This window comes from Pseudonocardia nematodicida (assembly GCF_040105385.1).
In the GTDB taxonomy this organism is placed as follows: Bacteria; Actinomycetota; Actinomycetes; order Mycobacteriales; family Pseudonocardiaceae; genus Pseudonocardia; species Pseudonocardia nematodicida.
Genome location: NZ_JBEDNQ010000013.1, coordinates 220,880 through 246,552 on the forward strand (window position 1 = coordinate 220,880; position 25,673 = coordinate 246,552).

Annotated in this window: 25 protein-coding genes; 12 read left to right on the forward strand and 13 right to left on the reverse strand. The window is 73.3% G+C overall.

The genetic code is table 11. The annotated features are described in order from the left end of the window. The first annotated feature begins 7 nt into the window (after nucleotides 1–7). On the forward strand, nucleotides 8–1,420 hold the full coding sequence (boxB, locus tag WIS52_RS27600; RefSeq protein WP_349301313.1) for a benzoyl-CoA 2,3-epoxidase subunit BoxB: 1,413 nt from the start codon (nucleotides 8–10) through the stop codon (nucleotides 1,418–1,420). Between the two features lie 18 nt (nucleotides 1,421–1,438). Here boxB and WIS52_RS27605 read toward each other — a convergent pair whose 3' ends face one another. Further along, entirely contained in the window at nucleotides 1,439–2,134 is a 696-nt protein-coding gene (locus WIS52_RS27605; RefSeq protein WP_349301314.1) for a GntR family transcriptional regulator, read from the reverse strand. A gap of 144 nt (nucleotides 2,135–2,278) precedes the next feature. On the opposite strand from WIS52_RS27605, the gene WIS52_RS27610 reads away from it, so the two are divergent. The 4 genes from WIS52_RS27610 (at nucleotide 2,279) to WIS52_RS27625 (ending at nucleotide 5,684) form a co-directional block, all read left to right on the forward strand. Next, nucleotides 2,279–2,638 carry an alpha-amylase family protein gene (locus WIS52_RS27610; protein WP_349301315.1) on the forward strand — a complete coding sequence of 120 codons (360 nt, stop codon included), beginning with the start codon at nucleotides 2,279–2,281 and terminating at the stop codon, nucleotides 2,636–2,638. Between the two features lie 173 nt (nucleotides 2,639–2,811). Continuing rightward, a complete protein-coding gene (locus WIS52_RS27615) occupies nucleotides 2,812–3,396 on the forward strand; it encodes a carbohydrate ABC transporter permease (protein WP_349301316.1) in 585 nt (194 codons plus the stop codon). Nucleotides 3,397–3,420: 24 nt separating this feature from the next. Beyond that, nucleotides 3,421–4,101, forward strand: a complete 681-nt coding sequence (locus WIS52_RS27620; protein ID WP_349301317.1) for a helix-turn-helix domain-containing protein — start codon at nucleotides 3,421–3,423, stop codon at nucleotides 4,099–4,101. Nucleotides 4,102–4,175: 74 nt separating this feature from the next. After that, nucleotides 4,176–5,684 carry an NCS1 family nucleobase:cation symporter-1 gene (locus WIS52_RS27625; RefSeq protein WP_349301318.1) on the forward strand — a complete coding sequence of 503 codons (1,509 nt, stop codon included), beginning with the start codon at nucleotides 4,176–4,178 and terminating at the stop codon, nucleotides 5,682–5,684. An 87-nt stretch (nucleotides 5,685–5,771) separates the two neighbouring features. On the opposite strand, the gene WIS52_RS27630 is transcribed toward WIS52_RS27625, so the two are convergent. Then, complete coding sequence (locus WIS52_RS27630) at nucleotides 5,772–7,298, reverse strand: alpha/beta hydrolase (protein ID WP_349301319.1); 1,527 nt, start codon at nucleotides 7,296–7,298, stop codon at nucleotides 5,772–5,774. A gap of 163 nt (nucleotides 7,299–7,461) precedes the next feature. Here WIS52_RS27630 and WIS52_RS27635 point away from each other — a divergent pair, with 163 nt between their 5' ends. Then, entirely contained in the window at nucleotides 7,462–8,520 is a 1,059-nt protein-coding gene (locus tag WIS52_RS27635; RefSeq protein WP_349301320.1) for an alpha/beta fold hydrolase, read from the forward strand. Between the two features lie 103 nt (nucleotides 8,521–8,623). On the opposite strand, the gene WIS52_RS27640 is transcribed toward WIS52_RS27635, so the two are convergent. From WIS52_RS27640 to WIS52_RS27675, 8 genes are all read right to left on the reverse strand, one after another. Further along, nucleotides 8,624–9,061 carry an META domain-containing protein gene (locus tag WIS52_RS27640; protein WP_349301321.1) on the reverse strand — a complete coding sequence of 146 codons (438 nt, stop codon included), beginning with the start codon at nucleotides 9,059–9,061 and terminating at the stop codon, nucleotides 8,624–8,626. 83 nt (nucleotides 9,062–9,144) lie between these two features. Next, nucleotides 9,145–9,513 carry a cupin domain-containing protein gene (locus tag WIS52_RS27645; RefSeq protein WP_349301322.1) on the reverse strand — a complete coding sequence of 123 codons (369 nt, stop codon included), beginning with the start codon at nucleotides 9,511–9,513 and terminating at the stop codon, nucleotides 9,145–9,147. Between the two features lie 34 nt (nucleotides 9,514–9,547). Then, the gene (locus tag WIS52_RS27650; RefSeq protein ID WP_349301323.1) at nucleotides 9,548–9,760 is read right to left on the reverse strand and encodes a hypothetical protein; all 213 of its coding nucleotides are present in this window, start codon (nucleotides 9,758–9,760) and stop codon (nucleotides 9,548–9,550) included. Nucleotides 9,761–9,832: 72 nt separating this feature from the next. Next, complete coding sequence (locus tag WIS52_RS27655) at nucleotides 9,833–10,618, reverse strand: enoyl-CoA hydratase/isomerase family protein (RefSeq protein ID WP_349301324.1); 786 nt, start codon at nucleotides 10,616–10,618, stop codon at nucleotides 9,833–9,835. Further along, nucleotides 10,615–12,363 carry an ABC transporter permease gene (locus WIS52_RS27660; RefSeq protein ID WP_349301325.1) on the reverse strand — a complete coding sequence of 583 codons (1,749 nt, stop codon included), beginning with the start codon at nucleotides 12,361–12,363 and terminating at the stop codon, nucleotides 10,615–10,617. The genes WIS52_RS27655 and WIS52_RS27660 overlap by 4 nt, the downstream gene beginning before the upstream one ends. Further along, complete coding sequence (locus tag WIS52_RS27665) at nucleotides 12,360–13,436, reverse strand: ABC transporter substrate-binding protein (protein ID WP_349301326.1); 1,077 nt, start codon at nucleotides 13,434–13,436, stop codon at nucleotides 12,360–12,362. The genes WIS52_RS27660 and WIS52_RS27665 overlap by 4 nt, the downstream gene beginning before the upstream one ends. A gap of 43 nt (nucleotides 13,437–13,479) precedes the next feature. Continuing rightward, nucleotides 13,480–14,580 carry an ABC transporter ATP-binding protein gene (locus WIS52_RS27670; RefSeq protein WP_349301327.1) on the reverse strand — a complete coding sequence of 367 codons (1,101 nt, stop codon included), beginning with the start codon at nucleotides 14,578–14,580 and terminating at the stop codon, nucleotides 13,480–13,482. Further along, entirely contained in the window at nucleotides 14,577–15,830 is a 1,254-nt protein-coding gene (locus WIS52_RS27675) for a CaiB/BaiF CoA transferase family protein (RefSeq protein WP_349301328.1), read from the reverse strand. The genes WIS52_RS27670 and WIS52_RS27675 overlap by 4 nt, the downstream gene beginning before the upstream one ends. 101 nt (nucleotides 15,831–15,931) lie before the next feature. On the opposite strand from WIS52_RS27675, the gene WIS52_RS27680 reads away from it, so the two are divergent. Continuing rightward, nucleotides 15,932–16,675 carry an IclR family transcriptional regulator gene (locus WIS52_RS27680; RefSeq protein WP_349301329.1) on the forward strand — a complete coding sequence of 248 codons (744 nt, stop codon included), beginning with the start codon at nucleotides 15,932–15,934 and terminating at the stop codon, nucleotides 16,673–16,675. Nucleotides 16,676–16,742: 67 nt separating this feature from the next. Then, nucleotides 16,743–18,770 carry a copper-translocating P-type ATPase gene (locus WIS52_RS27685; protein ID WP_349301330.1) on the forward strand — a complete coding sequence of 676 codons (2,028 nt, stop codon included), beginning with the start codon at nucleotides 16,743–16,745 and terminating at the stop codon, nucleotides 18,768–18,770. A 9-nt stretch (nucleotides 18,771–18,779) separates the two neighbouring features. Here WIS52_RS27685 and WIS52_RS27690 read toward each other — a convergent pair whose 3' ends face one another. After that, a complete protein-coding gene (locus tag WIS52_RS27690) occupies nucleotides 18,780–19,760 on the reverse strand; it encodes a LacI family DNA-binding transcriptional regulator (protein WP_349301331.1) in 981 nt (326 codons plus the stop codon). 79 nt (nucleotides 19,761–19,839) lie between these two features. Here WIS52_RS27690 and WIS52_RS27695 point away from each other — a divergent pair, with 79 nt between their 5' ends. After that, nucleotides 19,840–21,483, forward strand: a complete 1,644-nt coding sequence (locus WIS52_RS27695) for a glycoside hydrolase family 13 protein (RefSeq protein ID WP_349301332.1) — start codon at nucleotides 19,840–19,842, stop codon at nucleotides 21,481–21,483. A gap of 69 nt (nucleotides 21,484–21,552) precedes the next feature. Here the strand turns inward: WIS52_RS27695 and WIS52_RS27700 are convergent, their stop codons facing one another. Next, nucleotides 21,553–22,422 (reverse strand): SDR family NAD(P)-dependent oxidoreductase, encoded by an 870-nt coding sequence (locus WIS52_RS27700; protein ID WP_349301333.1) that lies wholly within the window; start codon nucleotides 22,420–22,422, stop codon nucleotides 21,553–21,555. 228 nt (nucleotides 22,423–22,650) lie between these two features. On the opposite strand from WIS52_RS27700, the gene WIS52_RS27705 reads away from it, so the two are divergent. Continuing rightward, nucleotides 22,651–23,235, forward strand: a complete 585-nt coding sequence (locus tag WIS52_RS27705) for a TetR/AcrR family transcriptional regulator (protein ID WP_349301334.1) — start codon at nucleotides 22,651–22,653, stop codon at nucleotides 23,233–23,235. Between the two features lie 18 nt (nucleotides 23,236–23,253). Continuing rightward, nucleotides 23,254–23,730 carry a hypothetical protein gene (locus WIS52_RS27710; RefSeq protein ID WP_349301335.1) on the forward strand — a complete coding sequence of 159 codons (477 nt, stop codon included), beginning with the start codon at nucleotides 23,254–23,256 and terminating at the stop codon, nucleotides 23,728–23,730. A 48-nt stretch (nucleotides 23,731–23,778) separates the two neighbouring features. Here the strand turns inward: WIS52_RS27710 and WIS52_RS27715 are convergent, their stop codons facing one another. Continuing rightward, complete coding sequence (locus WIS52_RS27715; RefSeq protein WP_349301336.1) at nucleotides 23,779–24,411, reverse strand: chorismate mutase; 633 nt, start codon at nucleotides 24,409–24,411, stop codon at nucleotides 23,779–23,781. 239 nt (nucleotides 24,412–24,650) lie between these two features. Here WIS52_RS27715 and WIS52_RS27720 point away from each other — a divergent pair, with 239 nt between their 5' ends. Continuing rightward, entirely contained in the window at nucleotides 24,651–25,565 is a 915-nt protein-coding gene (locus WIS52_RS27720) for a beta-keto acid cleavage family enzyme (protein ID WP_349301337.1), read from the forward strand. Nucleotides 25,566–25,673 lie beyond the last annotated feature (108 nt).

The following is a 25,673-nucleotide window of genomic DNA, read 5'->3' on the forward strand; positions in this document are numbered from 1 at the left end:
TCGCACAGTGTCCATCGACTACGGCGAGAAGATCCCGAACAACGTCGACCTGGCCGGCGACCGGAAGCTGCAGCGGGCGCTGGAGTCCTGGCAGCCGAACTTCCTGAACTGGTGGAAGACGATGGGCCCGGCGGTGCCGACCCAGGACGTCTACCTGCGTACCGCCGTCGACGTCGGCAAGGAGGGGTGGGCGCAGTTCGGGCACGTCGCGATGGAGGAGTACCGCTGGGGCGTGTTCCTCTCCGAACGCGGCGACGACCGGCGGATCGCGTTCGGCGAGAGCCGCGGCGAACCGGTGTGGCAGCAGGTCCCCGGCGAGTACCGCGCCGACCTGCAGCGGCTGATCGTCATCCAGGGCGACACCGAGCCCGCGTCGGTGGAGCAGCAGCGCCGCCTCGGCGAGACCGCACCGTCGCTCTACGACCTGCGCAACCTCTTCCAGGTCAACGTCGAGGAGGGCAGGCACCTCTGGGCCATGGTCTACCTGCTGCACGCCTACTTCGGACGGGCCGGGCGCGAGGAGGCCGAGGCGCTGCTGCAGCGCAACTCCGGTGACCTCGACTCGCCGCGGATCCTCGGGGCGTTCAACGAGGAGACCCCGGACTGGCTGGCGTTCTACATGTTCACCTACTTCACCGACCGGGACGGCAAGTACCAGCTCGGCACGCTGAAGGAGTCCGCGTTCGACCCGCTCTCGCGGACCTGCGAGTTCATGCTCAAGGAGGAGGCCCACCACATGTTCGTGGGCACCACCGGCGTGGACCGGGTGGTCGAGCGGACCTGCGAGCTGATGCGTGAGCACGACACCCTCGAGGTCGGCCCGCACGGCGGCATCCCGCTGGACCTGATCCAGCGCTACATCAACTTCCACTACTCGGTGTCGCTGGACCTGTTCGGCTCCGAGCAGTCCACCAACGCGGCCAACTACTTCACCGCCGGCCTCAAGGGCCGCTGGCAGGAGGAACGCCGCGCCGACGACCACCTCCTCACCGACGACGGCTACGGCATGGAGCGGGTCCGCGACGGCCAGGTCGTCACCGACGAGGTCCCGGCGCTGCTGGCGCTGAACCTGGACCTGCGCAACGAGTACGTCAAGGACTGCGGGTCCGGGGTGAAGCGCTGGAACCGGATCCTGGAGAAGTTCGGGTTCGACGAGCGCGTCCACCTGCCGCACGTCGGGTTCAACCGCGAGGTGGGGATCTTCGGCGGCCACCACGTGACCCCGAAGGGCGACCTGGTGTCCTCCGACGCCTGGGAGGCCCGCCGCGACGACTGGCTGCCGTCCGAGGCGGACCGCACGTTCGTCCAGAGCCTGATGCGACCGGTCTACGAGCCCGGCAAGATCGCCGGCTGGATCGCGCCGCCGTCCAACGGGATCAACGGGAAGCCGTTCGAGTACGAATACGTGCACCTGGCCTGAGAACTGCGGACCGGCACCTCACCCGCTTTCCCGGAGCTCGGCGACGATCCGTTCCTTCGCGAGCCGGATGTGTTCGGTGAGCGCCGCGCACGCCGCTTTCTCGTCGCCCGCGGTGATGGCGTCCAGAACCGCCTGGTGTTCGGCCATCACCGTGGACGGCGACGTGCGGCGATGGGCGCTGTACTGCCCCATCGTCAGGTGGATCTCACCCGAGATCATCTCGTACATGCGGCTCAGCCGCTCGCTCTCGAATCCGTGCACGAGCCCCCAGTGGAACGCGATGTCGGCCTGCACGGACTCGGCGAAGTCACCCCGGTCCACGGCGAGCCCGATCGCCTGCTGAGCCCGGCTGACCTCGTCCGGGATCCGCCGCAACCTGGCGAGATGACCGGCTGCGGTGGCCTCGAACGTGGACCGGCTGAAGAACAGGTCCTCGATCTCGGACTCGGTGAGACGGGGCACGATCGCGGTCTTGTGGGCGACCCGGCGGATGAGCCCGAGACCCGTCAGATGCTCGATGCACGCTTTCGCCGTCGACCGCGCGACCCGGTACTCGGTGGTGAGCCGGATCTCGGTGATCTTCTCCCCCGGCGCGATGTCCCCATTGATGATCCGGGCGCGAACGGATTCGATGAGGGCGTCCGTGAGTGACGCCGTTCCGAGCTTGAATGGGCCCGTGCTGGTCAACGCGTTCTTCCTTTCCCCGGCGCCCACCGGGTGACGCATCCGATTCCGCCCCGGCGGGTGGACATCATGGCACTCCGGCGCTCCCGCGACCGTGGCGCGCGCCGTCCGGCACCAGTGGTCGGCACGAACGGATCGGCGGCGTGGCACCACTCCGCGACGCGGTGGACGCAGGTGACCTTCACCGACGACGATCCCGGCACCTTCGACATCGACTTCCGGGTCGACGTCATGTGCCGCACCCGCTCGAACGCCCTGTGCCTCAGCGCCGGCGGCTACATGGCCTTCTACCCGACCCGGATGCCGTTCCACCACCGCAGCGCCAACCTGGGCGACAGCGACCCGTTCGGCGCGCTGGTCGCCGAGGCCCGGAAGCTGGACATGCACGTCATGGCCCGGGTCGACCCGCACGCCATCCACGCCGACGCGGCCGAGGCGCACCCCGAGTGGCTCGCACGCGACGAGCACGGCGAGCCGATCGAGCACGACTCGATGCCGGGGTCTACTGGACCGACCCCTTCAGCACCCAACTGAGCGAGCACATCACCGGGATCGCGACGGAGATCGCCCGCGAGTACGACGTGGACGCGCTGTTCGCCAACCGCTGGGAGTCGGTAAGGGGTGTCCTCCTCGGAGCCGGTGGCGCGCCGGTTCCGCGCGGACACCGGCCACGACCTGCCCCGGGTCGGCGACCTCGACGATCCCGCGTGGCCGGCCTACTCGGCGTGCCGACGCCGTGGTTAGTCGAGCCCGTGGTCGAGGCCTTCGACCTGCACCACCGCTGCGAGGGCGTCCGGATCGCCCGGGTGCACGCCGCCGAGGTCGCGGCGCGACGTGGCGGACGTGCTCTGGGTGCCCGCACCGGACCTGATGTCGTCGTACAGCGTCTCGTCGGCGACCTGGCCACCGACGCGTTCTTCATCTTCCTGATGGTCCAGTTCATCCGCGGGATCCCGCGTGAGCTGGACCAGGCGGCCTGGGTGGACGGCGCCGGTCCGTTCCGGGTGTTCTGGTACATCATCCTGCCGCTGATGCGCCCGGCACTGATCACCACGACGATCTTCACCTTCATCTGGACCTGGAACGACTTCTTCTCCCAGCTCATCTACCTGACGGCGAACTCCGTGTTCACCGTCCCGGTGGCACTGAACGCGCTGGTCGACTCGGAGTCCGGCGAGGGCGTCGGCACCCTGATGGCGATGTCGCTGCTGTCCCTGGTCCCGATCCTGTGCTTCTTCGCCTTCGCGCAGCGGTACCTGATCCGGGGGATCTCGACCACCGGACTCAAGTGAGAGCCGCTCACTACGATCGGCGCCATGAGCGACACGGCGCTCCCCGAGGTGATCGGGAGCCGGCTGCGGGCCGTCCGGACGTCGGCGAACCGGTCGCTGTCCTCGGTCGCCCGTGAGGTCGGCATCTCGGCGAGCGCGCTGTCCCAGATCGAGTCCGGCGCGATGCGGCCCTCGGTCAAGCGGCTGGTCGAGATCCTCTCCGCGCTCGGCGCACCGGTCTCGGCGGTGTTCACCGACGCCGGACTGTTCCGCCGGGCCGACGCCGAGGGCGGGGTCGAGGTGTCCGAACCGCTCGACGGGGTGCACCTGGCGCTGCCCGCACGCGCCGCGTCGGCCCGGCTCGGCGAGGGGGTGACCTACCGGCGGCTGGCCCCGGTCGTCATCCCCGGCCTGGACCTGTTCGAGTCCGTCTACCCGCCGGGCACCTCGTCCAGCCCGGACGGCGGCATGCTGGTCCACACCGGCTACGACTGCGGCAGCATCGTCCGCGGCGAGCTCACCTTCGAGTTCACCGAGGGCACGGTGCGGGTCCCGGCCGGCGGCTCGCTGTCCTTCTCCGCCACCCGGCCGCACCGGGTGGTGAACGAGACCGCGGACGTCGCGGTGGCGGTCTGGGCGACCGTCAGCGTCGCGGGGAACCCGGACACCCGGCGCGAACGATCCCGGATAACCGTTACCCGGACGAAACCACGCAACGATCGTTAAGCCATAGCTTCACACGGGACCGTCGACCAGCGCGGAGTCCTCCGCCGCGCCCGATGCAAGGCCCGGGAGCCGCCATGTCCGCCGTCCGGCCGACCGAGTCGAGCCAGCCCAGCATCCAGACGGACGTCGGCGACGCCCCGCACCCGTCGCTGTACAACGACGACCTCGCGCCACTGCCGGCCGAGCAGCGTCGCTGGGGCGCCTTCGCGATCTTCAACGTCTGGACCAACGACATCCAGAGCCTGGCCGGCTACACCCTGGCCGCCAGCCTGTTCATCACCGCCGGGATCAACGGGTGGTGGGTGTTCGCCGCCATCGTGCTGTCCGGCGCGTTCGTCAACTTCCTCGTCAATCTGACGGGAATCCCGAGCGTCCGCTACGGCGTCCCGTACGCGGTGATGGCCCGGGCGAGCATGGGCGTGGTCGGGGCCCGGTTCCCCGCGCTGATCCGCGGCGTGGTCGGGATCTTCTGGTACGGCGCGCAGACCTACTTCGCCTCGACCGCCGTCGCGCTGGCGATCAACGCCTTCGCCGCCGACTCCGGACGCGCGGTGTTCCTCGGGATGGACTGGGTCGACTGGGTGTCCTACACCCTGGTCGCGATCCTGCAGATCGCGCTGTTCGCCCGCGGGATCGTGTGGATCGAGAAGTTCCTCAACTTCGCCGGCCCGGCGGTCTACCTGGTCATGATCGCGCTGCTGGCCGTCATCTGGGTGCAGGCAGGCGACCAGCTGATCCCCGCCGTCGGAGCGATCTTCGACAACTCCGAGGTGCAGGGCTGGGCCGCGGTCGCCGCCTTCTTCGGCGTGATGGGCACGATGATCGCCTACTTCTCCGCGGTCATCATCAACTTCGGGGACTTCTCCCGGTTCTCCCGCAGCGAGGCCTCGATGAAGCGGGGGAACCTCACCGGGCTGCCGGTCAGCCTGGCGTTCTTCACGTTCCTGAGCCTGTTCATCACCGCCGGCGCCTACATCGTGCTGCAGGACGGCCAGGGCGAACCGCTCACCAACCCGGCCGAGATCGTCGGGCTGGTCGGCAACCCGTTCCTGACCGTCCTGGCCGCGGTGACCTTCGTCGTCGCCACGATCGGGATCAACCTGGTCGCCAACTTCATCCCGCCGGCCTACGACCTGTGCAACCTCGCGCCGCGCCGGATCTCCTTCCGGGGTGGCGGGCTGATCACCGCGGGCGTCGGGTTCGTGATCGGCGGGCTGTGGGTGGCGACGATCGAGCAGATCGGGCTGCCGACGTTCGTCGACACCCTCGGTGCGCTGCTCGCCCCGCTCTACGGCGTGCTGGTCGCCGACTACTACATCGTGCAGCGCCGTTCGCTGAAGGTCGCCGACCTGTTCACGATGGACCCGGCCGGGCGCTACCACTACACCCGCGGCTGGAACCTGCGGGCGATCGCGGTCATCGCGGTGTCGGCGTGCTTCTCGCTGGCCGCGGTGTGGACGCCCGCGCTGGAGGGCCTGAGCGGGTTCGCCTGGGTCTTCGGCGCCCTGCTCGGCGGGGTCCTCTACACGGCAGCCCTGTGGGGCTACCGCACGAACACCCCCGCCGGGACGGGCTCCGGCTGACGCCCCGATCCCGCCGAGATGCAGACCTGGGCGGTCCCGGAGACGCCGGGACGACCGTGGTCTGCATCTCGGCGTCGATACGGGCCGTCAGTTCCCGGTCGACGGCCGGGTGGCCTCGGGCGTCGGGGCGGGCGGGCACTGCGCGTCGGACCGGTCGCCGTCGACCCGCGGCGGCAGCGCGCCGGTGAGCAGGTAGTCGGCGACCCGGTCGTCGGTGCAGGCCACCCCGGACAGCGACGTCGCGTGCGAGTGCCCGCCGACGCCCTCGATCAGCGCCGAGCCGCCGAACGTGCGCCGGGCCTGCAGCGCGCCCTCGTAGGGGGTGGCGCCGTCGTAGGTCTCGGAGATCAGCAGCGGGCCGGTCGCGAGCCGGCCCGCGACCTGCGGCGCCGCCGACGGGGGCACCGCCCAGTCCAGGCACGGCGCGTTGTACCAGGCGTTGCCCCAGGTCTCGAACGGTGCCTCGCGGTCCACCCGGGTGTTGTCGGCCTCCCAGGTCGTCCAGTCCCGCGGGAACGGTGCGTCGGTGCACTGGGTGGCGAGGTAGACGGCGTAGTTGTTGTCGTCGGTGGGTGAGCCGGCCTGGTCGTAGGCCGCCTTGAGTGCGGCGGCGTCCCCGCGGGCGCCCGCCACGAACGCGTCGGCCACACCTGCGTACTCGGCGACGTTGTAGCCGGCGCGCAGGAAGATGTCGGTCCACTCCGACGACCCGATCAGGCCGCCGGCCGGGGCGGTACGGAACCGTTCGCGCAGGTCGTAGAACCGCTTCTCGACGTCGCCGCCGGTGTTCCCGAGTCCGTAGACGGCGTCGTTCTTGGCCACCCAGTCGAAGAAGGTGACGATGTTGCGCTCGAACGCGACGTCCTGGTTCAGGTTCGACTCGTACCACCAGTCCCGGGGGTCGACGACGCCGTCGAGCACCATCCGGTGCACCCGGTCCGGGAACAGCGTGGCGTAGACCTGGCCGAGCAGCGTGCCGTACGAGTAGCCGTAGTAGCTGATCTCCTCGGCGCCGAGGGCCCGGCGGATCAGGTCCATGTCCCGCACCGTGTCCTCGGTGCGCAGGTGTTCCAGCAGCGCGCCGCCCTTCGCGGCGCAGGCCTGCGCGTAGGCGCGGGTGCGCGGCAGCCAGGCGTCGACCGCGCCGTTCTCCGGGCGGTAGTCGGGCCGGCGGTAGCCGCCGTAGTCGGCGTCGCAGCTCAGCGCGGGCTCGCTGGTCCCGACCCCGCGCGGGTCGAAGCCGATCCAGTCGTAGGCGCCGCCGGCACCCTCCGGGACCAGCGAGCCGAGCAGGCTCAGCCCGACGCCCGGTCCGCCCGGTCCGCCCGGGTTGACCAGGATCGGGCCCTGGTAGCGGTCGTCGGGGACGGTGTGCCGGATCCGGGAGACCGCGATCCGGATCTGCTCGCCGCCGGGGTCGGCGTGATCGAGCGGGACGGCGAGCGTCCCGCACTCGGCGCCGGCCTGTGCCGATGCCGCGTCGCGGCAGGTTCCCCAGGTGATCGTCGGGGTGGGGCCAGCCGGCGCCGGCGGGCCCGGATCCGCCGGTGCCGTCGCCGCCGTGCTCAGCGTGACCGCGACGGCGGTGAGGATCGTGCCGATCGTCCTGCGCACCACGCCCCACCCTCCCGGGCGCCCCCGCACCCGTGCCCCGACGAGAGCCGGGACGTTGCCAGTCGCAACCCGCTGTCCACAATCGCCGGGCCGGGTCGCGACCGGATCGGACGAGCGAACCACTCCTTGACCGGGTGAGCGGGGCTCGCGAGGATCGTCGGTCGTGGACCTTCTGCCCGGTGTGCGTGCGCGCGAGGTGCCGACCGACCGGATCCGGATGCACCTGCTGGGGGCGGGTCCCGAGGACGGTCCGCCGCTCGTGCTGGTGCACGGCAACCTCTCCACCGGCCGGTTCTACGAGCACGTGATGCCGGACCTGGCCGCCGACGGCTACCGGGTGCTGGCCCCGGACATGCGCTCGTTCGGGCGCAGCGAACCCGCCCCGCTCGACGCCACCCGCGGCCTCGACGACTGGGCCGACGACGTCGACGCCCTGCTGCGCGCCCTCGGCGTCACCACCCCGCCGCACCTGGTCGGCTGGTCCACCGGCGGCGGCGCGATCGCCCGCTACGCCCTGCGGCACCCCGCGGCGTCGCTGACCCTGGTCGACCCGGTCGGCCCCTACGGCTACAGCGGCGTCCGCGACGACGGCACCCCCGTGCACGACGACGGCGCCGGTTCCGGCGCGGCCGGGGCGCACCCCGACTTCGTGGCCGGGCTGCGCGCCGGGGACCGCACGGGAGACAGCCCGTTCTCGATCCGCAACGTGATGCGCCAGACCTACTGGTCGCCGTCGTTCACACTGCCGCCCGAGCGCGAGGACGTCCTGGTCGACGAGATCCTGCTGACCGTGATCGGCGACGGCGGCTACCCCGGAGCGGCGGCGGCGTCACCGCACTGGCCCGGTTTCGCCCCCGGCGCGACCGGCCTGCTCAACGCGCTCTCGCCGCGCCACCTGCGGTGGGACGGCGTCGTCGACCTGGAGCGCAAGCCGCCGGTGCTGTGGACGCACGGCTCCGACGACGTGATCGTCGCCGACGGGTCGATGCTCGAGGCCGGGACGCTCGGCCGGGCCGGTCTGATCCCCGGCTGGCCCGGCGCCGACGAGTTCCCGCCGCAGCAGATGGTGTCCCAGATCCGCGACGTGCTCGACCGCTACGCCGCGGCCGGCGGCCGGGTGCGCACCGAGTGGTTCGACGGCTCCGGACACGGCCCGCTGTTCGACGCCCAGCAGCGCTGGACCACGACGCTGCGCGAGTTCCTCGCCGCGTCCTCGCACTGATCCACTCCGGGGCGGCCGATCGTCACCGACCGGCCGCCTGACGCCCTCTTTTGCTCTGCTCACCCCGACGCACCACCGGCCGGATCCGTGCGGTTCGCGCAGGTCAGGGCAGTTCGCGGACGAGGCGGGCGGGGACGTCGCCGGTGGCGGGGACCAGGAGCAGGTCACCGCCGTCGGCCTCGGCGCGGCCGGCCTCGCCGACCCACCGGGCGACCGGCACGTTGTCGCAGGCGATCAGCGTGCTCGGCCCGGCGCTCCCGGCGAAGGTGCCGTCCGGGTCGAGGGCCCAGGTACCGCCCTGGCCGTTGCAGCCGTCCGAGCCGGTCCAGCCGCCGTCGGCGTCGAACTCGGCGAACGCCGCGCCCCGGTGGGCGCCGTCGGCCGGGTACCAGCGGCCGAGCAGATCCTCGGCGGTCGCCGGGCGCGGGCCGTCATCCGCTCCGCCCGGGCCTGCGGTCCCTCCCGGCCCGGCGGGGGCGTTCGCGCAGCCGAGGACGGCCAGCAGCGCGAGCACCGTCAGGCCCGTCACCGTCCTGCGCACCGGCGGCTCCTCTCCTGCGCCCGGCGATCACCGTCTCACGACCCTCGGGCGCGGCACCCGCGAGCCGGGGAGGCGAGCGCGAGTCAGTCCTCGTCGTCGCGGTGCGCCGCGCCGATCTCGAACGCCGGGAGGCAGACGGCGACGTACTCGGCGCCCTCGGGACCGGGCGAGCTGTAGCGCACCCACTCCCCCGGCGCGGTGTGCACGGCCTGCCCGGCCGGGACGGTCAGCTCGCCGCCGTCGAACTCGACGCGCAGCGCGCCCCGCAGGACCAGGGTGTACTCGTCGAACTCGGGGGTCTGGCCGGGCTCGGCCCAGCCCGACGGGCTGCGCATGTGCGCCATCGACAGCGCCTCGGACCCGGTGTTCACCCGGCCCACGTACTCGTCGATGGTCTTCGGCGGGGTCCCCGCGGCGGTCACCCGGCTGGCGTTCTCGATCAGTCGTGGCACCCGGACATCATCCGCCTCCCCTCTCCCGCACCGGCTACGAGGGGCGCCGCGGCGCCGGCAACGACGGTCCCGGCCGGGCGGTCAGCGGCTCGGCCGGGAACGGCGCACGGTGCCGCGACAGGTCGATCCGGACGGCCCAGGCCGGTGGGAACACCAGCCCGGTCTGGTCCGCCTCCGGCCGCAGCGGATGCCGGTAGTGCGTGCGCACCCAGCTGCGGTTGCGCCAGTGCCCGTCGACCCTGACCACAACGGACCACCTCCCCTGCTCCGGGAACCGTCACGACCAGGTAACCACGGACCACCGACAGTGGGGAGGCGGTCACCTGCGCCGGTAGTCGCCCTCCCGCTTCTCGAAGAACGCCCGCAACGCCTCCTTGTGGTCCTCGGTCCGGAACATCTCCAGGAACTTCGCGGTCTGCAGGGCCTGCCCCTCCTCGAAGTCGAGCTCGAACGCCTGGTTGACCGATGACTTGGTCGCCTCCACCGAGAGCGGGGCGCGGGTGGCGATCCGCCGGGCCTTGCGCATCGCGGCCGGGAGCAACGCGCCCGGCTCGTGGACCTCGGTCACCAGTCCCCAGTTCAGGGCCTGCGCCGCGTCGTAGCGGGCACCGGTCAGCAGGATCTCCTTGGCCGGCCCGAGGCCGATCACCCGCGGCAGCCGCCAGAAGCTGACGATGAGCCCGACGTTCACCCCGGCCGCGATGAAGAAGGCCTCGCTCGAGGCGATGCGGATGTCGCAGGCGAGGGCGAACTCGAGGCCACCGCCCACGGTGGCACCGTTGATGGCCGCGATCACCGGCGACCGGAACTCCTCCAGGGCGTTGAGCATGCCGCCGAAGTCGTCGAGGTAGGCGGCGAGCTCGGCGTCGTCGAGGGCCTCGTCCTCGCGCAGGTTCGCCCCCGAGGTGAACGCGCGGCCGGTCCCGGTGACGACCAGGCAGCGGATGGCGTCGTCCTCGGAGAGCCGGCGCAGCGCCGTCCGGAACGAGCGTCGGCTCTCCCAGCTGAACGCGTTGGACGGCGGGCTGTCGATCGTGAGGACTGCGATCCCCGGGTCCTCGTACTGCAGGGACACTCCCGTGCCGACGTCGGCGGTCGAGGTCATGGCTCAGCTCCTTCTCGATCGGGTGCCGGACGGGTTCCGGCGCTCCTGCCCAGCAGCCGGACCGCCAGCAGGGTGATACCGACGTTGATCACCAGCACGACGACCGAGAGCGCGCCGGCGAGCTGGTAGCGGGACTCGTTGGCCAGGCCGTAGAGCACGGTGGCGACGGTCGGGTTCGCGCCGGTGTAGAGGAAGATCGACAGCTCGAGCTCGCGGAAGAGGAGCACGAAGTTGAGCAGGCCGGCGGCCAGTAGCGACGGGCGCAGCAGCGGGACGGTCACCGTGGCGGTCGTCCGGAGCCAGGACGCGCCGAGACTCCGCGCGGCCTCCTCCGTCTCTCCCGCGACCTGCCCCATCCCGGCGTGGACGTAGACGAAGGTGAGCGGCAGCGCGCAGCCCACGTACCCGATCAGCATGATCAGCAAGGTGCCGCCGAGACCGAACGGCGAACCGGCGTAGGCGATGATGATCCCGATCCCCAGGATGGCCCCCGGGAACGCGAGCGGGGCCGCCATCACCGGTGTGATCACGGCGTTGCTGCGGGCGCGGGTCCGGGTCACCAGCCAGGACGCCACCACCGCGATGACCAGCGCGATGGCCGTGCCGGCCAGCGCGAGCACCAGGCTGTTGCCGAGGGCGACGGCGACCCGGGGCTGTGCGAACGTGGTCGCGTAGTTCTGCACCGGGACGAAGTTGTCCGGCCCCAGCGGCAGGCCGATGGCCCGCCTGGTCGAGGTGACCAGGAGGATGCCGAACGGCAGCACGATGCTGAACAGCACGACCGTCGCGCACACGCCGACGGCCAGCGGCCGCAGCGCCCCGAGCCGCACGAGACCGTGCCGGCCGGGCTTGCCCCCGATCACCGTGAACCGCCGGCCGCCGACGAGCGTGCGCTGCACCACCAGCAGCGCCGCGACCAGGACGAGGACCGGCACCGCAACGACGGCCGCGGCCTCGATCCGGGGTGGGAAGTTCATCAGGCTCAGCAGCACCGTGGGCACGGTCTGGAACCCGGCCGGCCCACCGAGCAGCGCAACGGGCCCGAAGATGACGAAGGAGGTGACGAAGACCAGCAGGGCTCCGGCCACGATGGACGGCATGACGACCGGGAAGGTCACGGTGCGCAGTACCCGCAGCCGGGAGGCCCCCAGGCCGGCGGCGGCGTCCTCCATCGACGGGTCCACCCCCTCCAGCCCGGCCGAGACGGGCAGGAAGACCAGCGGGTAGAGGAACAGCGCGAGGACGAAGATGATCCCCCACGGAGTGAAGATGTCGAACGGTGCGCTCTCCAGGCCGAACACCGACATCAGCGTCGTGTTGATCAGCCCGCCGTTCGGGCCGAGCAGCAGGATCCACCCGAGCGCGGCGATGAAGCTGGGCGCCGCGAAGGTGAGCAGGGCGACTCCCCGGAAGAACCCACGGAACGGCATGTCCGTGCGCACGACGAGCCAGCTCGTCGGGAGCCCGATCAGCAGCGCTCCGACGGTCGCGCCGGTGGCGATCCATAAGGAGTTGAGCGTCGCCGTGAGCAGCTGTGGCTCGGTGACGAGGAGGGCGTAGTTCGCCGGCGTCGGCCGCCCGTCGGAGTCGACCAGGCTGCGGCGGAAGACCTCGGCGATCGGGTACCCGATGAGCGCGACGACCGCGAGCGCCCACCCGATCCGCAGCACCCGCTCGGTCGACGGCCGCCCACCCGGCCCGGACGCCGCCGGCGCCCGTGTCCTGCTCGCCGTCCCGGTCGTCAACGCCGGTACAACCCGTCGAACCGGGCGCGGAGGTCGTCCCGCACCTCCGCGATCGCGGCCACCTGGGCGGTCAGCAGCGGCCGGTCACCGAAGTCCTCCGCACCCGGTGGGGCGGGGAGCCCGTCGAGCACGCTGCGGCCGCCGGTCTCGGCCATGGCCTGCTGGAACTCCTCGCTCAGGTGGTAGCGGACGGTGAGCTCGGCGGCGTTCGGGCGCGGCGCGTCGGTGAGGGCGGCGACCTCACTGGCGATCACGGGTACCCCGTCCGACGGGTAGGCGACCGCGAGCGGCTCACCGGTCGCCGCGGCGGAGAGCACGGCGGACTCGATCGCCGGCACCCCCAGCGTGGCCTCGCCGGTCAGCACCAGCTGGGGCAGCGCCAGGCTGCTGTCGCTGACGATCGGGCCGCGGTCGGCGAGCCCGGCCATCCACTCGGGGCCGTGCAGCCGGTCCAGCAGCGCGTAGAAGGTCAGCGCGGTGCCCGACGCGCTCGGGTCCGAGGTCACGATCCGACCGCGGTCCTCGGCCGCCAGCTCCGTCCACGTCCCGGGAATGCCGGCGGGGTCGGTCCGGGCGGAGTTGTACATGATCCCCAGCGGGATCTGCATGTAGGGCAGCTGTGGAGCCGCCGGGTCGTGGAGCCCGTCGACGATCCGGTCGGCGTTCGCCACGTCGACGGCACGGATGACGCCGTCGTCGGCCCATGCCTGCATCGCCGCCTGGTCGGTCTGGCTCACGACGTCGGCGTTGAGCCGGCCGCTCGCCAGCTCCGAGGAGATGGCGTTCGCGACGCTGCCGGAGTCGTCGCGGGTGAAGGTGACCTGGATGCCGAAGCGCTCCTGCATGCGTTCCTGCAGCAGCTCCAGCCCGTCCTGGGTGTGCCCCCCGCCGTAGAGCACGACGCCGCCCTCGGCCTGCGCGGCGGAGATCAGGTCGTCGCCGATGCCGGGGATCTCGTCCCCGGTCGCGTCGCCGCCCCCGCCGGCGCCGCCCCCGCAGGCGGCGAGCAGCACACCGATCATCGGGATGGCGAGGAGCGAGGCCAGCCGCCGGCGTCGTCGACAGTCGAACATGGCACTTCCCTTCCGGTTCGGATCGATCGGGTCGCGCGGTCGGTCAGGCGGGGACCGGGAGCTGCCCGCTCCCGGTCGTCTCGTCGTCGAGCGGTGCGAGTGCGCCGGGGGTGATCTCGAGCCGTACCTCGGTCCCCACGGCCAGCAGCCGGGTTCCGGGCCCGTTCGCCTTGACCGGCGTCGGCCGCCCGGGGACGTCGACGCGGTACTGGACGAGATCACCGAAGAACAGCGCCTCGGCGATGCGTCCGGTCGGCTCCTCGGCATCCGAGACGGGCACCGGCGTCACGTCGGCCGGACGGACGGACACCACGACACCGCCGGCCCCGGGCTCCCCCGCCATCTCGACGGCGGCGTCGACGTTGCCCAGTACACGCAGGTAGCCGCGGCCGGCCGGGCTGCCCGTGGCGGTGAGGATGTTCGTCGTGCCGAGTGCACGTGCCACGTAGCTGTTCCGCGGACGCCGGTACACCTCCTCGGGCGACCCGACCTGGGCGATCTCGCCGCTGTTCATCACGACCAGCCGGTCGGCGAGCGAGAGGGCCTCGGCCTGGTCGTGGGTGACGTAGAGCATCGTGACGCCCAGCGAGCGCTGGATCCGCTTGACCTCGGCCCGGAGCTCCTCGCGCAGATGGGTGTCCAGATTGGACAACGGCTCGTCGAGCAGCAGGAGGGCGGGGTCGTTCACGAGGGCCCGGGCCAGCGCGACGCGCTGCTGCTGGCCACCCGAGAGCTGGTGGACGTAGCGCCGGCCGGCGTCGGGGAGCCGGACCAGGCCCAGCGCCTCCGCCACGCGGCGGCGCACCTCGGCCCGCCCGACCCGCGCGGTCGTCGGCCCGTAGCCGACGTTCTGCTCGACCGTCATGTGCGGCCACAGCGCGTAGCTCTGGAACACCACCGACATCCCGCGACGCTCCGGCGGGACGAAGGTCCCCGGCCCGGCGAGACAGCGCCCGCCCAGCCGGATCTCGCCGTCGTCCGGCCGTTCGAAACCGGCGACCATCCGCAGGCACGTCGTCTTGCCGCAGCCGCTGGGCCCGAGCACCACGACCGCCTCACCGTCGGAGACGGACAGGTCGAGACCGGCCACCACGGTGGCGTCGCCGAAGCGCTTGGTCAGCCCGGACAGCACCAGGTGGCTCATGAGGTGACTCCGGTGACGCCGGCGCGGGACCGCGCGTCGAGGGTCTCCCGCACGACGCCGTCGGCGAGGAGGTCGTCGATCTCGGAGGGGGCGACCGCGGCCTCGAGCAGGACCTCGCGGGTGTGCTGACCCAGCAGCGGCGCGGGCCGCTCGACCCGGGCCGGCGTCGCGGAGAGCTTGACCGGCGGTCCGATGTGCCGCACCTCCCCGAGCACCGGATGGTCGGTGGACCCCACCATCCGGCGCGCCCGGACGTGCGGGTCGGCGTAGACCTCGGCCATGTCGTTGACCGGCCCGCTGGGGACCCCCGCCGCCCTGAGCCGCTCCAGCCAGTCGTCCCGGCGCCGGGTACGGAAACGGCGGGAGAGCTCGTCGACCAGCTGGGGCCGGTTCGCCATGCGGGAGCCGTTGTCGGCGAACCGGTCGTCGTCGGCGAACTCCGGCGCCTCGAGGACCGCGCACAGCCGCTCCCAGTTCCGGGCGTTGGCCGCCCCCAGGGCGATCCACCCGTCCGCGGTCGGGAAGATCTCGTACGGCGCCGAGAGCCGATGGGCCGACCCGATCGGCCCAGCCACCTCCCCGGTGCTGAACAGGGCCGCGGTCTCCCAGACCGTGTAGGCGATCCCGGCCTCGAGCAGCGAGGTGTCGACGAGCTGCCCCTCCCCGGTGCGGAGCCGGTGGATGTAGGCCGACAGCACGCCGTAGGCCCCGAACAGGCCGGCATTGAGGTCGCACACCGGCACCCCGAGCTTCACCGGGTCGGTCCCCGGGTGCCCGGTCACGCTGACCAGCCCGCTCATCGCCTGGGCGACGAGGTCGAACCCGCCGTGCGCGGCGTAGGGGCCGGTGGACCCGAACCCGGAGATCGAGCAGTACACGAGCTCCGGGCGGAGTGCGTGCAGCTCCTGGTAGCCGAGGCCGAGCCGGTCGAGCGTCCCCGGACGGAAGTTCTCGACGAGCACGTCGGCGCTCAGGACGAGATGTCGCATGATCTCGACGCCGCGGGCGCTCTTGAGATCCAGGGCGACACCGCGCTTGTTCCGGTTCATGGCGTTGAAGGCGGGCGAGGCCTCGATGTCGCGGTTGGTCCCCATCCCCCGGGTGTCGTCGCCGCGGTCCGGCCGCTCGACCTTGACGACGTCGGCCCCCATGTCGGCCAGGAGCAGCGAGCAGTACGCCCCGGCCATCACCTGGGTGACATCGAGTACGCGGACGCCGTCGAGCGGACCGGACGAGATGTGGTTCGGCACATGACCCCCTGATACGGTTCCACCTAGCGGAACAGCTAGGCGTAAAATGGAACACGTGGCGCGAGTCACAGTAGGCAGAGCCGATCGAGGGAGTCAAGAAGATGCGCAGCGTCGCGGCGGCTCTCGCCGTCCTGGAGGCCGTCTCCGAACACCAGCCCGCCGGAGCGACGGAGGTGGCCCGAGCGGCGGATCTGCCGAAGACGACGGCCCACCGGATGCTGCACGCCCTCGCCGATCTCGGCTGGATCCGGCCGGCCGACGACCCGCCGGGGCACTGGGTGATCACGTCGAAGGCCTCGTCGATCGGGGCGCGCCTGCTGCCCGGCCACGAACTGCGCGCCGTCGCACTCACCGTGATGCGCCGCCTGGCGGCGCGCACCGGCGAGACGATCCACTTCTCGGTACCCGACCATCGGTACGTCGTGCTCATCGACAAGGTCGAGGGTGGGAACCCGGTCCGGACGACCGCGACCATCGGCAGCCGCGTCCCGACGCACGCGACCTCCGCCGGCCACGCAGTGCTCGCCGCCATGCCCGAGGACGACTGCCGAGCACTGGTCTTCGGCGCCCCACTGGAGGCGTTGACCGAGGACACCGTCACCGACCCCGTCCGGCTGATGACGGCGCTGGAGACGGTCCGGGCACAGGGCTACGCGGTGTCCGTCCGCAGCCGCCACGTCGATGTGGCCGCGGTCGGCGCCGCCATCCTCGACGGCGATGGTGCACCGATCGCCGCGCTGAGCATCTCCATGCCGGTGCAGCGCTTCCCGGAGCATCTCTGGGCGGAGTACGGCGAGCTCGTACGGCAGGGGGCCGGCGACTGCAGCGCCCCGCGACGCCGCTGAGAGATGACCGGGACACCGGAATACCCCTCAGGGGTATTTCGGTTCTCCTCCTGCGAGGAGGATTCCCATGACCAGCTCACCGGACACCGAAGCCGGGCACGCCGGCGCCCACCAGCACGCGGGTCACCACGACCACGCCGCCCAGTTCCGCGACCGGTTCGCACTGACCCTGGTGCTGGCGGTCCCGGTCGTCGCATCCAGCCCGATGGTCGGCATGTTCCTCGGCTACACCCCGCCCGGCTGGTCGGCGTGGATCGCCCCGGCCCTCGGATCGGTGATCTTCTTCTGGGGCGGATGGCCGTTCCTCACCGGCGCCGTGTCGGAGATCCGGACCCGCCGGCCCGGGATGATGCTGCTGATCGGCACGGCGATCACCGTGGCGTTCGGCGCCAGCCTCCTCGGCTCGCTCGGGATCGGCGGGCTGGACTTCTGGTGGGAGCTGGCGCTGCTCGTCGTGATCATGCTGCTCGGGCACTGGCTGGAGATGCGGGCACTGGGCCAGGCCTCCGGCGCCCTGGACGCGCTGGCCGCCCTGCTGCCCGACACGGCCGAGCGGGTCGGCCAGGACGGCACCGTCGAGACCGTCGCGCCGGCCGCGCTGGCCGCCGGCGACACCGTCCTGGTCCGGTCCGGCGGGCGGGTCCCGGCCGACGGGACCGTCGTCGACGGCACCGCCGACGTCGACGAGTCGATGATCACCGGGGAGTCGCGCCCGGTGACGCGGAGCCCCGGCGACCGGGTCGTCGCCGGGACCATCGCGACCGACTCCGCGCTGCGGGTACGGGTCGACGCCGTCGGCGAGGACACCGCGCTGTCCGGGATCCGCCGCCTGGTCGAGCGGGCCACCGCGTCCCGCTCCCGGGCGCAGGCCCTCGCCGACCGCGCCGCGGCGCTGCTGTTCTGGTTCGCCGCCGGCGCCGCGGTCCTCACCTTCGCCGCGTGGACGCTGCTCGGCGAGCTGCCGCAGGCCGTGGTGCGGACCGTGACCGTCCTGGTGATCGCCTGTCCGCACGCGCTCGGCCTGGCGATCCCGCTGGTCATCGCGATCTCCACGGCCCGCGCCGCGCGGGCCGGGATCCTGGTCACCGACCGGCTGGCGCTGGAACGGACCCGCAGCGTCGACACCGTGCTGTTCGACAAGACCGGCACGCTGACCACCGGGACCCCGGAGGTCGTCGGCGTCGCGGGCGCCGAGGACACCCTCTCCGTCGCCGCCCGGGTCGAGGTGGACAGCGAGCACCCGCTCGCCCGTGCCGTCGTGGCCGCCGCGGGCCCGGTCCCGGGTCCCCCGGCGCGGGATTTCCGGTCGCTGACCGGGCGCGGGGTGCGGGCCGTCGTCGACGGCGAGGAGGTCGCGGTCGGCGGCCCGGGACTGATCACCGATCTCGGTCTCGACGTGCCCGCCGACCTGCGGGAACGAGCTGACGCGTGGCACGCCGACGGCGCCACCGTGCTCTACCTGGTGCGTACCGGTGAGCAGAGCAAAGCCCCTGGTCAGCGGGTCACCGGCGCGATCGCGCTCGCGGACACGGTCCGCCCCGAGTCGCGGGCCGCGGTCGAGGGGCTGCACGCCCGCGGCGTCCGGGTCGTCATGATCACCGGCGACGCCCGGCCGGTCGCCGACGCCGTGGCCCGCGACCTCGGCGTCGACGAGGTGTTCGCCGAGGTGCTGCCCGCCGACAAGGACGACGTGGTCGCCCGGCTACAGGCCCGCGGCGGCGTCGTCGCGATGGTCGGCGACGGCGTGAACGACGCCCCGGCGCTGGCCCGGGCGGACGTCGGCATCGCCATCGGTGCCGGCACCGACGTCGCGATCGGCGCGGCGGGCGTCGTGCTCGCCGGGTCCGACCCGCGCGGGGTGCTGTCGGTGATCGCGCTGTCCCGGGCCGGCTACCGGAAGATGGTGCAGAACCTGTGGTGGGCAGCCGGGTACAACCTGGTCTCGGTGCCGCTGGCCGCCGGGGTGCTCGCGCCGGCCGGGTTCGTGCTGCCCCCGGCGGTCGGGGCGGTCCTGATGAGCCTGTCGACGATCGTCGTCGCGCTGAACGCCCAGCTGCTGCGGCGGGTGGAGCTGCGGCCCGACCGGCTCGCCTGACGCCGGACCTCAGTGCGACGGCGGCGCCGTCGTCCCGCGCACGACGAGCCGGGTCGGGAGCTCCACGGACTCCGGCTCGTCGCCGGCCAGCAGGGCGAGCAGCGCCTCCGCGGCGAGCTCGCCCTGGCGGCGGACCGGTTGCGCGATCGTCGTGAGGTCGGCGACCGGCGCCATCTCGTGACCGTCGAACCCGATCACCGAGACCTGCCCGGGCACCCGGACCCCGGCCCGGCGCAGCGTCCCCAGCACGCCGACGCCGAGCTCGTCGGACATGGCGAACACCGCCGTCGGGCGCCGCGGCAGCGACAGCAGCTCGCCCGCCGCGGCAGCACCGGCCTCGACGTCCGACCCGGCCTCGCACACCGGACCGGGCTCCAGACCCGCCTCGGTGAGCGCGTCGGCCCACCCCGCGCGACGGTCCCGGGTGGTGGCCCGGCCGCAGGCCTCGTCCGGGTCGAACGAGACCAGCGCGACTCCCGTGTGCCCCAGCCCGACCAGGTGCCGGACGGCCGCCCGGGCGCCGGCGCGGTCGTCGATCCCGATCCGGCGGCGGCCGGGCATCGCGCCGCCGACCGCCACGACCGGGATCCCGAGTGCGTCCAGCGCGACCCGCTCGTCGTCGTCGATCGCGGAGGCGACCACGATCAGGCCGTCCACCCGGCCGCGGACCGGCAGCGTCGTGAAGAAGTGGGCGCGCGCGACCGGGTCACCGACGTTGTGCAGCTGGGTGGCGTGCCCGGCCGCCGAGAGCACCCGCTCGACGCCGCCGATCGCCTCGGCGAAGAACCAGCGTCCCGGGAAGCGGGCCAGCACGGCGACGGTGAGTGCCCGTACCGGGACGCTGTACCCCAGCGACGCGGCCGCGCGCCGGACCCGCTCGCGGGTCCCGGCCGACACCGGGGTGCCGTCGCGCAGCGCCCGCGAGACCGTGGCGGGCGAGACCCCGGCGTGGCGCGCGATGTCCCGCACCCCTGCCGATCGCTGGTCCATGACCGCATCCTAGACAGCGGATGCAACAGGATGGAACAGTGTGAAACACCCGTCCGTCCACGACTTCCCCGGGAGAGGCATGACCGCCCACGACGCCGACTGGTGGCGCGACGCCGTCGTCTACCAGGTCTACATCCGCAGCTTCGCCGACGGGAACGGCGACGGCACCGGTGACATCGCGGGCCTGCGGGGCAGGCTCGACCACCTGGCCCGGCTCGGCGTGGACGCGATCTGGATCAACCCGTGGTACCCGTCGCCGCTGGCCGACGGCGGCTACGACGTCGCCGACTACCGCGCGATCAACCCGATGTTCGGTGACACCGCGCAGGCCGAGGCGCTGATCACCGAGGCGCACGAGCGCGGGATCCGGGTCGTCCTCGACATCGTCCCCAACCACCACTCCGACGACCACGCCTGGTTCCGGGCCGCCCTGGCCGCGGGCCCGGGCTCACCGGAGCGCGAGCGCTACGTCTTCCGCGACGGGCGCGGCGCGGACGGGTCGGAGCCGCCGAACAACTGGATCTCGATGTTCGGCGGGTCCGCCTGGGAGCGGGTGCCCGACGGGCAGTGGTACCTGCACCTGTTCGACGTCCGCCAGCCCGACGTGAACTGGGAGCACCCCGAGGTCCGCGCGGACTTCGAGGAGACCCTGCGGTTCTGGTTCGACCGCGGCATCGACGGCTTCCGGGTCGACGTCGCCAACTCGATGGTCAAGCAGCCGGGCCTGCCGGACATCGAGCCGGGCGTCAACGACGTCCAGGACGGCACGCACCCCTACCTGGACCGCGACGGCGTGCACGAGATCTTCCGGTCCTGGCGGGCGATCGGCGACGCCTACGACCCGCCGCGGGTCTTCGTCGCCGAGGCGTGGGTGCCCGATCCCGAGCGGCTGGCCCGCTACCTGCGCCCGGACGAGCTGCAGACCGCGTTCAGCTTCAACTTCCTCACCGCCGCCTGGCTGGCCGACGACCTGCGGTCCAACATCGACGACGCGATCGCGGAGAACACCGCGGTCGGCGCGCCGGCGACGTGGGTGCTGTCCAACCACGACGTGTGCCGGCACCCGTCGCGGCTGTCCCGCAAGCCGGAGGCCGGCCGCGGCTGGAACCTCGACGACGTGCTGGACCTGCCGTCCGACCCCGAGCTCGGTCTGCGCCGGGCCCGCGCCGCGACGCTGCTGATGCTCGCCCTGCCCGGGACCGCGTACGTCTACCAGGGCGAGGAGTTCGGGCTGCCCGAGGCCGAGGACATCCCGGTCGACCGGCTCGACGACCCGACCTGGACGCTGTCCGGGCACACCCTGCGGGGCCGCGACGGCTGCCGGGTCCCCCTGCCCTGGGCCGCCGGCGAGCCCGCGTTCGGGTTCTCCGGCGGGGCGGACGCCGAGCCGTGGCTGCCGCAGCCGGAGGTGTTCGCCCGGCACGCCGCCGACGTCCAGGAGGCCGACCCCGACTCGGTGCTGCGCCTCTACACCGATGCGCTCGCGCTGCGCCGGGCCCACCCGGCACTCGGCGGCGGGACGCTGACCTGGCGGGACTCGCCAGAGGGCACGCTGGCCTTCGACCGGACCGGCGACGACGGCGAGAGCGGCTTCACCGCGCTGGTGAACGTGTCGTCGGCACCGGTCTCGCTGCCCGAGGACGCCGAGGTGATGCTCACCAGCGGCCCGCTCACCCCGCGCGACGAGGTGCCCGCGGACACCGCGGTCTGGCTGCGCTCCTGACCGGACACGGCGGGGCCGGTGCCGCATCCTGCGACACCGGCCCCGTCACCCGGCCCCCGGCGTTCACGATCACGCCACCACGGGCAGCCCCGAGTACCAGGCCTCGCGCAGCGTGCGCTCGGTCCAGCGCCACACCCGGCGCGCGACCACCGGGTCCAGCGCGTGCGCGGCGACCCCGTGCCCGGCCGCCGGATCGGCCGGGCCGGCCTCGGCGAGGTTCTCGAAGTAGCGCCCGCTGATCCCCCCGACCAGTGGCGACGCGGCGGCCAGCACGACCGTGGCGGCACCCTCCTCGGGCGAGGACGGGTCGCCGGGGTTCACCGCGTTCACCGCGATGCCGTCGCCGGACCAGCGCCGGGACGCCTCGACCGCGTACAGCACCGAGGCGGTGCGGGACCGCGCGTTCGCGAGGTCGCGGTCGTAGCGGGAGGTGAAGAAGTGCGGGTCCTCCAGGTCGAACGCGCCGTGCAGGTGCGCGTCCGACGTGAGGGTGACGACCCGGGCGCCGTCCACCGCGGTCAGCGCCCAGTGCAGGCCGGAGGTGAGCGCGGCCGGGCCGAGGTGGTTGACCGCCAGGTGCAGCTCCCACTCGTCGCCGGTGCGGCTGAGCGGCGCGTTCGCCACGCCGACGGCGTGCACCAGCATGTGCAGCGGGCCGTCCCACAGCCGGACGAAGCGGGCGATCGAGTGCCGGTCGGCGAGGTCGAGCTCGCCGACCCGGATGTGCTCGTTGCCGGTGGCGGCGACGATGCCGTCGCGGGCGGCCGCGCCGGCGTCGAGGTCGCGGACGGCCAGGGTGACCTCGGCGCCGGCACCGGCCAGCGCGCGGGCGGTCTCCAGGCCGACACCGCAGGTCGCGCCGGTGACGACGGCCCGGCGGCCGGTGAGGTCGACGCCGTCGAGCACCTCGACGGCGGTGCGCCCGAGCGACGCGGGCAACGTGACAGGGGACGGAGTGACCGGGAGACGGTGGGTCGTGGACCGGAAGAACATACGTAGTCCCGTCTTCGTGCGGGGCCCTGCTCGGGTGCGGCATCGACGACGGCGCCGGAGCGGGCCCGGGATGTAGAATCGGAGGAGCCTCCGAATGTGAGCTCGACACTATCCGGAGCCGCCTCCACTTCGCAAGAGTTATCGTGGAGTCGATCGGAGTCCGAGGAGGACCACATGTCGACCGGTACCGGGCAGCGGAGCGGCACCCGACCCGTCCTGCGCGCCGACGCCGCACGCAACCGGGAGCGGTTGCTGGCCGCCGCGGTGGACGCGTTCGCCGCCGACGGGTCGGCCACGCTCGACGGCATCGCGAAGGACGCCGGCGTCGGCATCGGCACCCTCTACCGGCACTTCCCCACCCGGGACGCGCTGGTGGAGGCGGTCTACCGCAACGAGCTCGACCGGCTGTGCGCGGCCGCGGACGAGCTGGTCGCCGAGCTGCCGGCCGACCGGGCGCTGCGGGCCTGGATGGACCGCTTCGTCGACTACGTCATCACCAAGAAGCACCTGGCGGACTCGTTGCACGCGCTGGTCGCGTGCGGCCGGAACCCGTTCGCGCAGAAGCGCGAGCGGATGGTGGCCGCGCTCGAGTCCGTGCTCGCCGCCGGCGCCGCCGACGGGACCCTGCGCACCGACGTCGACGCCTCGGACGTGCTCGTCGGGACCAGCGGGGTGTGCATGGCGATCGGCGAGCCGGAGGGCCGGGTCCAGGCCGGACGCCTGCTCGACCTGCTGGTCGACGGCCTCCGACCGCGCTGAGGCCCTACCCTCGGTCCGATGGGGGCGCGCTGCGGCAACGGGACACGCCGGCGGGTGGCTGTCGCCGGCGCCGTCCTCGTCGCCCTGGCGCTCGCCGGCGGCTGCGGCGGTCCGGACACGATCGAGCGGGACCCGGCGTCACGGCCGGCCGGATCCGCCCCCGGTGATCCCGCCGGCCTGGAGGCGCTGCAGACCAAGTTCGGCTTCTACGCCCGCGACACGTGCTACTCCGGGGATCCGGCCGAGGTCTACTCCCGGTGCGGACGGTTCGCCACCGAGGTCCGCAACGCGCTCCCGCAGGTCGAGCGGGACGCCCCCGCGGCGGCCGGACGCGCCGCCGCGACCGCGGAGGTCCTGGACCGCTTCGCGGCGAGCGGCTGCGAGCCACCCCCGGGGACGGCCGGTGGGGGTGACCCGGCGACCTGCGGCCCGCTGTTCGGCGAGGTGCAGGGGCAGGTGCAGGAGCTCGTCGGGGCCGTCGGCACCCGGGACTGAACACCCCCGACCCCGAGCACACCGGACTCGTGGGGGCGTGCGGGCGGATCAGTCGCCGGCGCCGTCGCAGACCGAGCGCAGCGCGGCGCCCAGCGCCGCGCGGTGCAGGTCGTCCATCCCCCGGGCGCGGGTGACGGCGGCCTGCGCGAGCGTGGACGCGCAGTCCTCGTGCGCCCGCGCGGGCGTCGCGGTGCGCAGCGCCGCCACCAGCTCGCCGTCGATCCGGTCGATCTCCGGGTCCGGCGCGGCCGGGTCGGCGCCGCCCGCGGGCGCGGTGTCCGGCCGGTCGGTCCAGCCGCGGACCAGCGCGTCCCGCACCTGGGCCTCCGCGGCGACCTGGTCGCCCGCGACGCGCGCGGCCCACTCGGGGTCGACGTCGGCCCGTCTCGCCTCCTCCCGCATCCCGGCGACGACGGCGGCCTCGCGCGCCGGGTCGGCGGCCGGCGCACCGGCCGCGAACGCCGCCGCGGCGACCCGGTCGGACATCTCGGCCCGCTCGGCGGCCAGGTCGACGATCCGGGCCAGCCCGTCGGCGGGTGCCGCGCCGGGCGTGCCCTCGTGCAGCGGAGCCGGCTGGTCGTTCCCGCATCCCGCGAGCAGCGCGACCAGGACGACCGCCCCGGCGGTCCGCGTCGCGGTACGGGCCCTCCGGCGCGGCGGGTGGACCCGGGTGCCGATCACGTCGCCGAGCCTACGTCCCACCCGACCGCCCTCCCGCGTGCCCCGCACTCCCCCACCCCGTGCACGCCCGCCCCCGTGCACGCCCCCGCCTCCCGGACCGCCGCAGGCACCCGTCCCCCCGCGCCGAGACGCAGCCCAGGGCGAGTACTCGATCTCCGGACCGCCGTGGAGTGCATCTCGGCGGGTACCGACCAGCCGGCCGTCGTGCACGCGGGGGTCCGGACCGCGATGCTGCGGGGGTGGCCTCACCGGTGATCCTCGAGGTGGCGCTGAACGGCGCCACACCGCGCGAGCGCAACCCGCACGTCCCACGCTCGCCCGGCGAGATCACCGAGCAGGCGTGCGAGGCGCTCGGACTCGGGGCCGCGATCGTGCACAACCACAACGACGAGCCGATGTTCACCGCCGACGGCGTGCACGCGGTCGAGCCGTACCTGGCGGCGTGGGGACCGGTGCTGGAGCGGTACCCGGACGCGCTGCTCTACCCGACGATGGCCGCCGGGGCCCGGGGCATCCCGGTGCAGCGCCGCTGGGCGCACGTGGCGGAGCTGGCCCGGCGGGGCCTGGGCGGCCTGACCCTGGTCGACCCGGGCTCGGTGAACGTGGGGCTGCTCGCCGACGGCACCGTTCCCGACGCCGCGGCCGCCGAGCCGTACCAGAACTCGTTCGCCGACACCGAGTACATGTTCGCCCGGACCGCGCAGCTCGGCGCCGGCCCGAGCATCTCGGTCTTCGAGCCGGGCTTCCTGCGCACCGCGCTGACCCTGCACCGGCACGGCCGGGTGCCGCCGGGCGCGATCGTGAAGCTCTACTTCGCCGACGACCTGCAGTTCGGCCTCCCACCGACGCGGGCGGCCCTGGAGGCGTACCTGGAGCTGCTGGAGCCTTCCGGGCTGCCGTGGTCGGTGGCCGTGCTCGGCGGCGACGTCGTCGGCTCCGGCCTCGCCGAGCTCGCGGTCCGCCGGGGCGGGCACCTGCGGGTCGGGCTCGAGGACCACGCCGGCCCGGACACCCCGTCGAACCGCGAACTGCTCGAGGGCGCGCTGCGGGTGCTCGACCGGGCGGGGAGGAGTCCGGCGTCACCGGCCGCGGCGCGGCAATTGCTGAACGTTCCGGAATCACCCGGGAAAAACAAGATCCCCTCGCAGCCGTGAATTCCTGCCGGTACCCCGCCGATGATCTTCCAAACCCGTGGGCACGTATCGATTTCGGCTCGATACGACGAGAGGGGCGGGGTTCCGGATACACCGGAACCCGCCCCC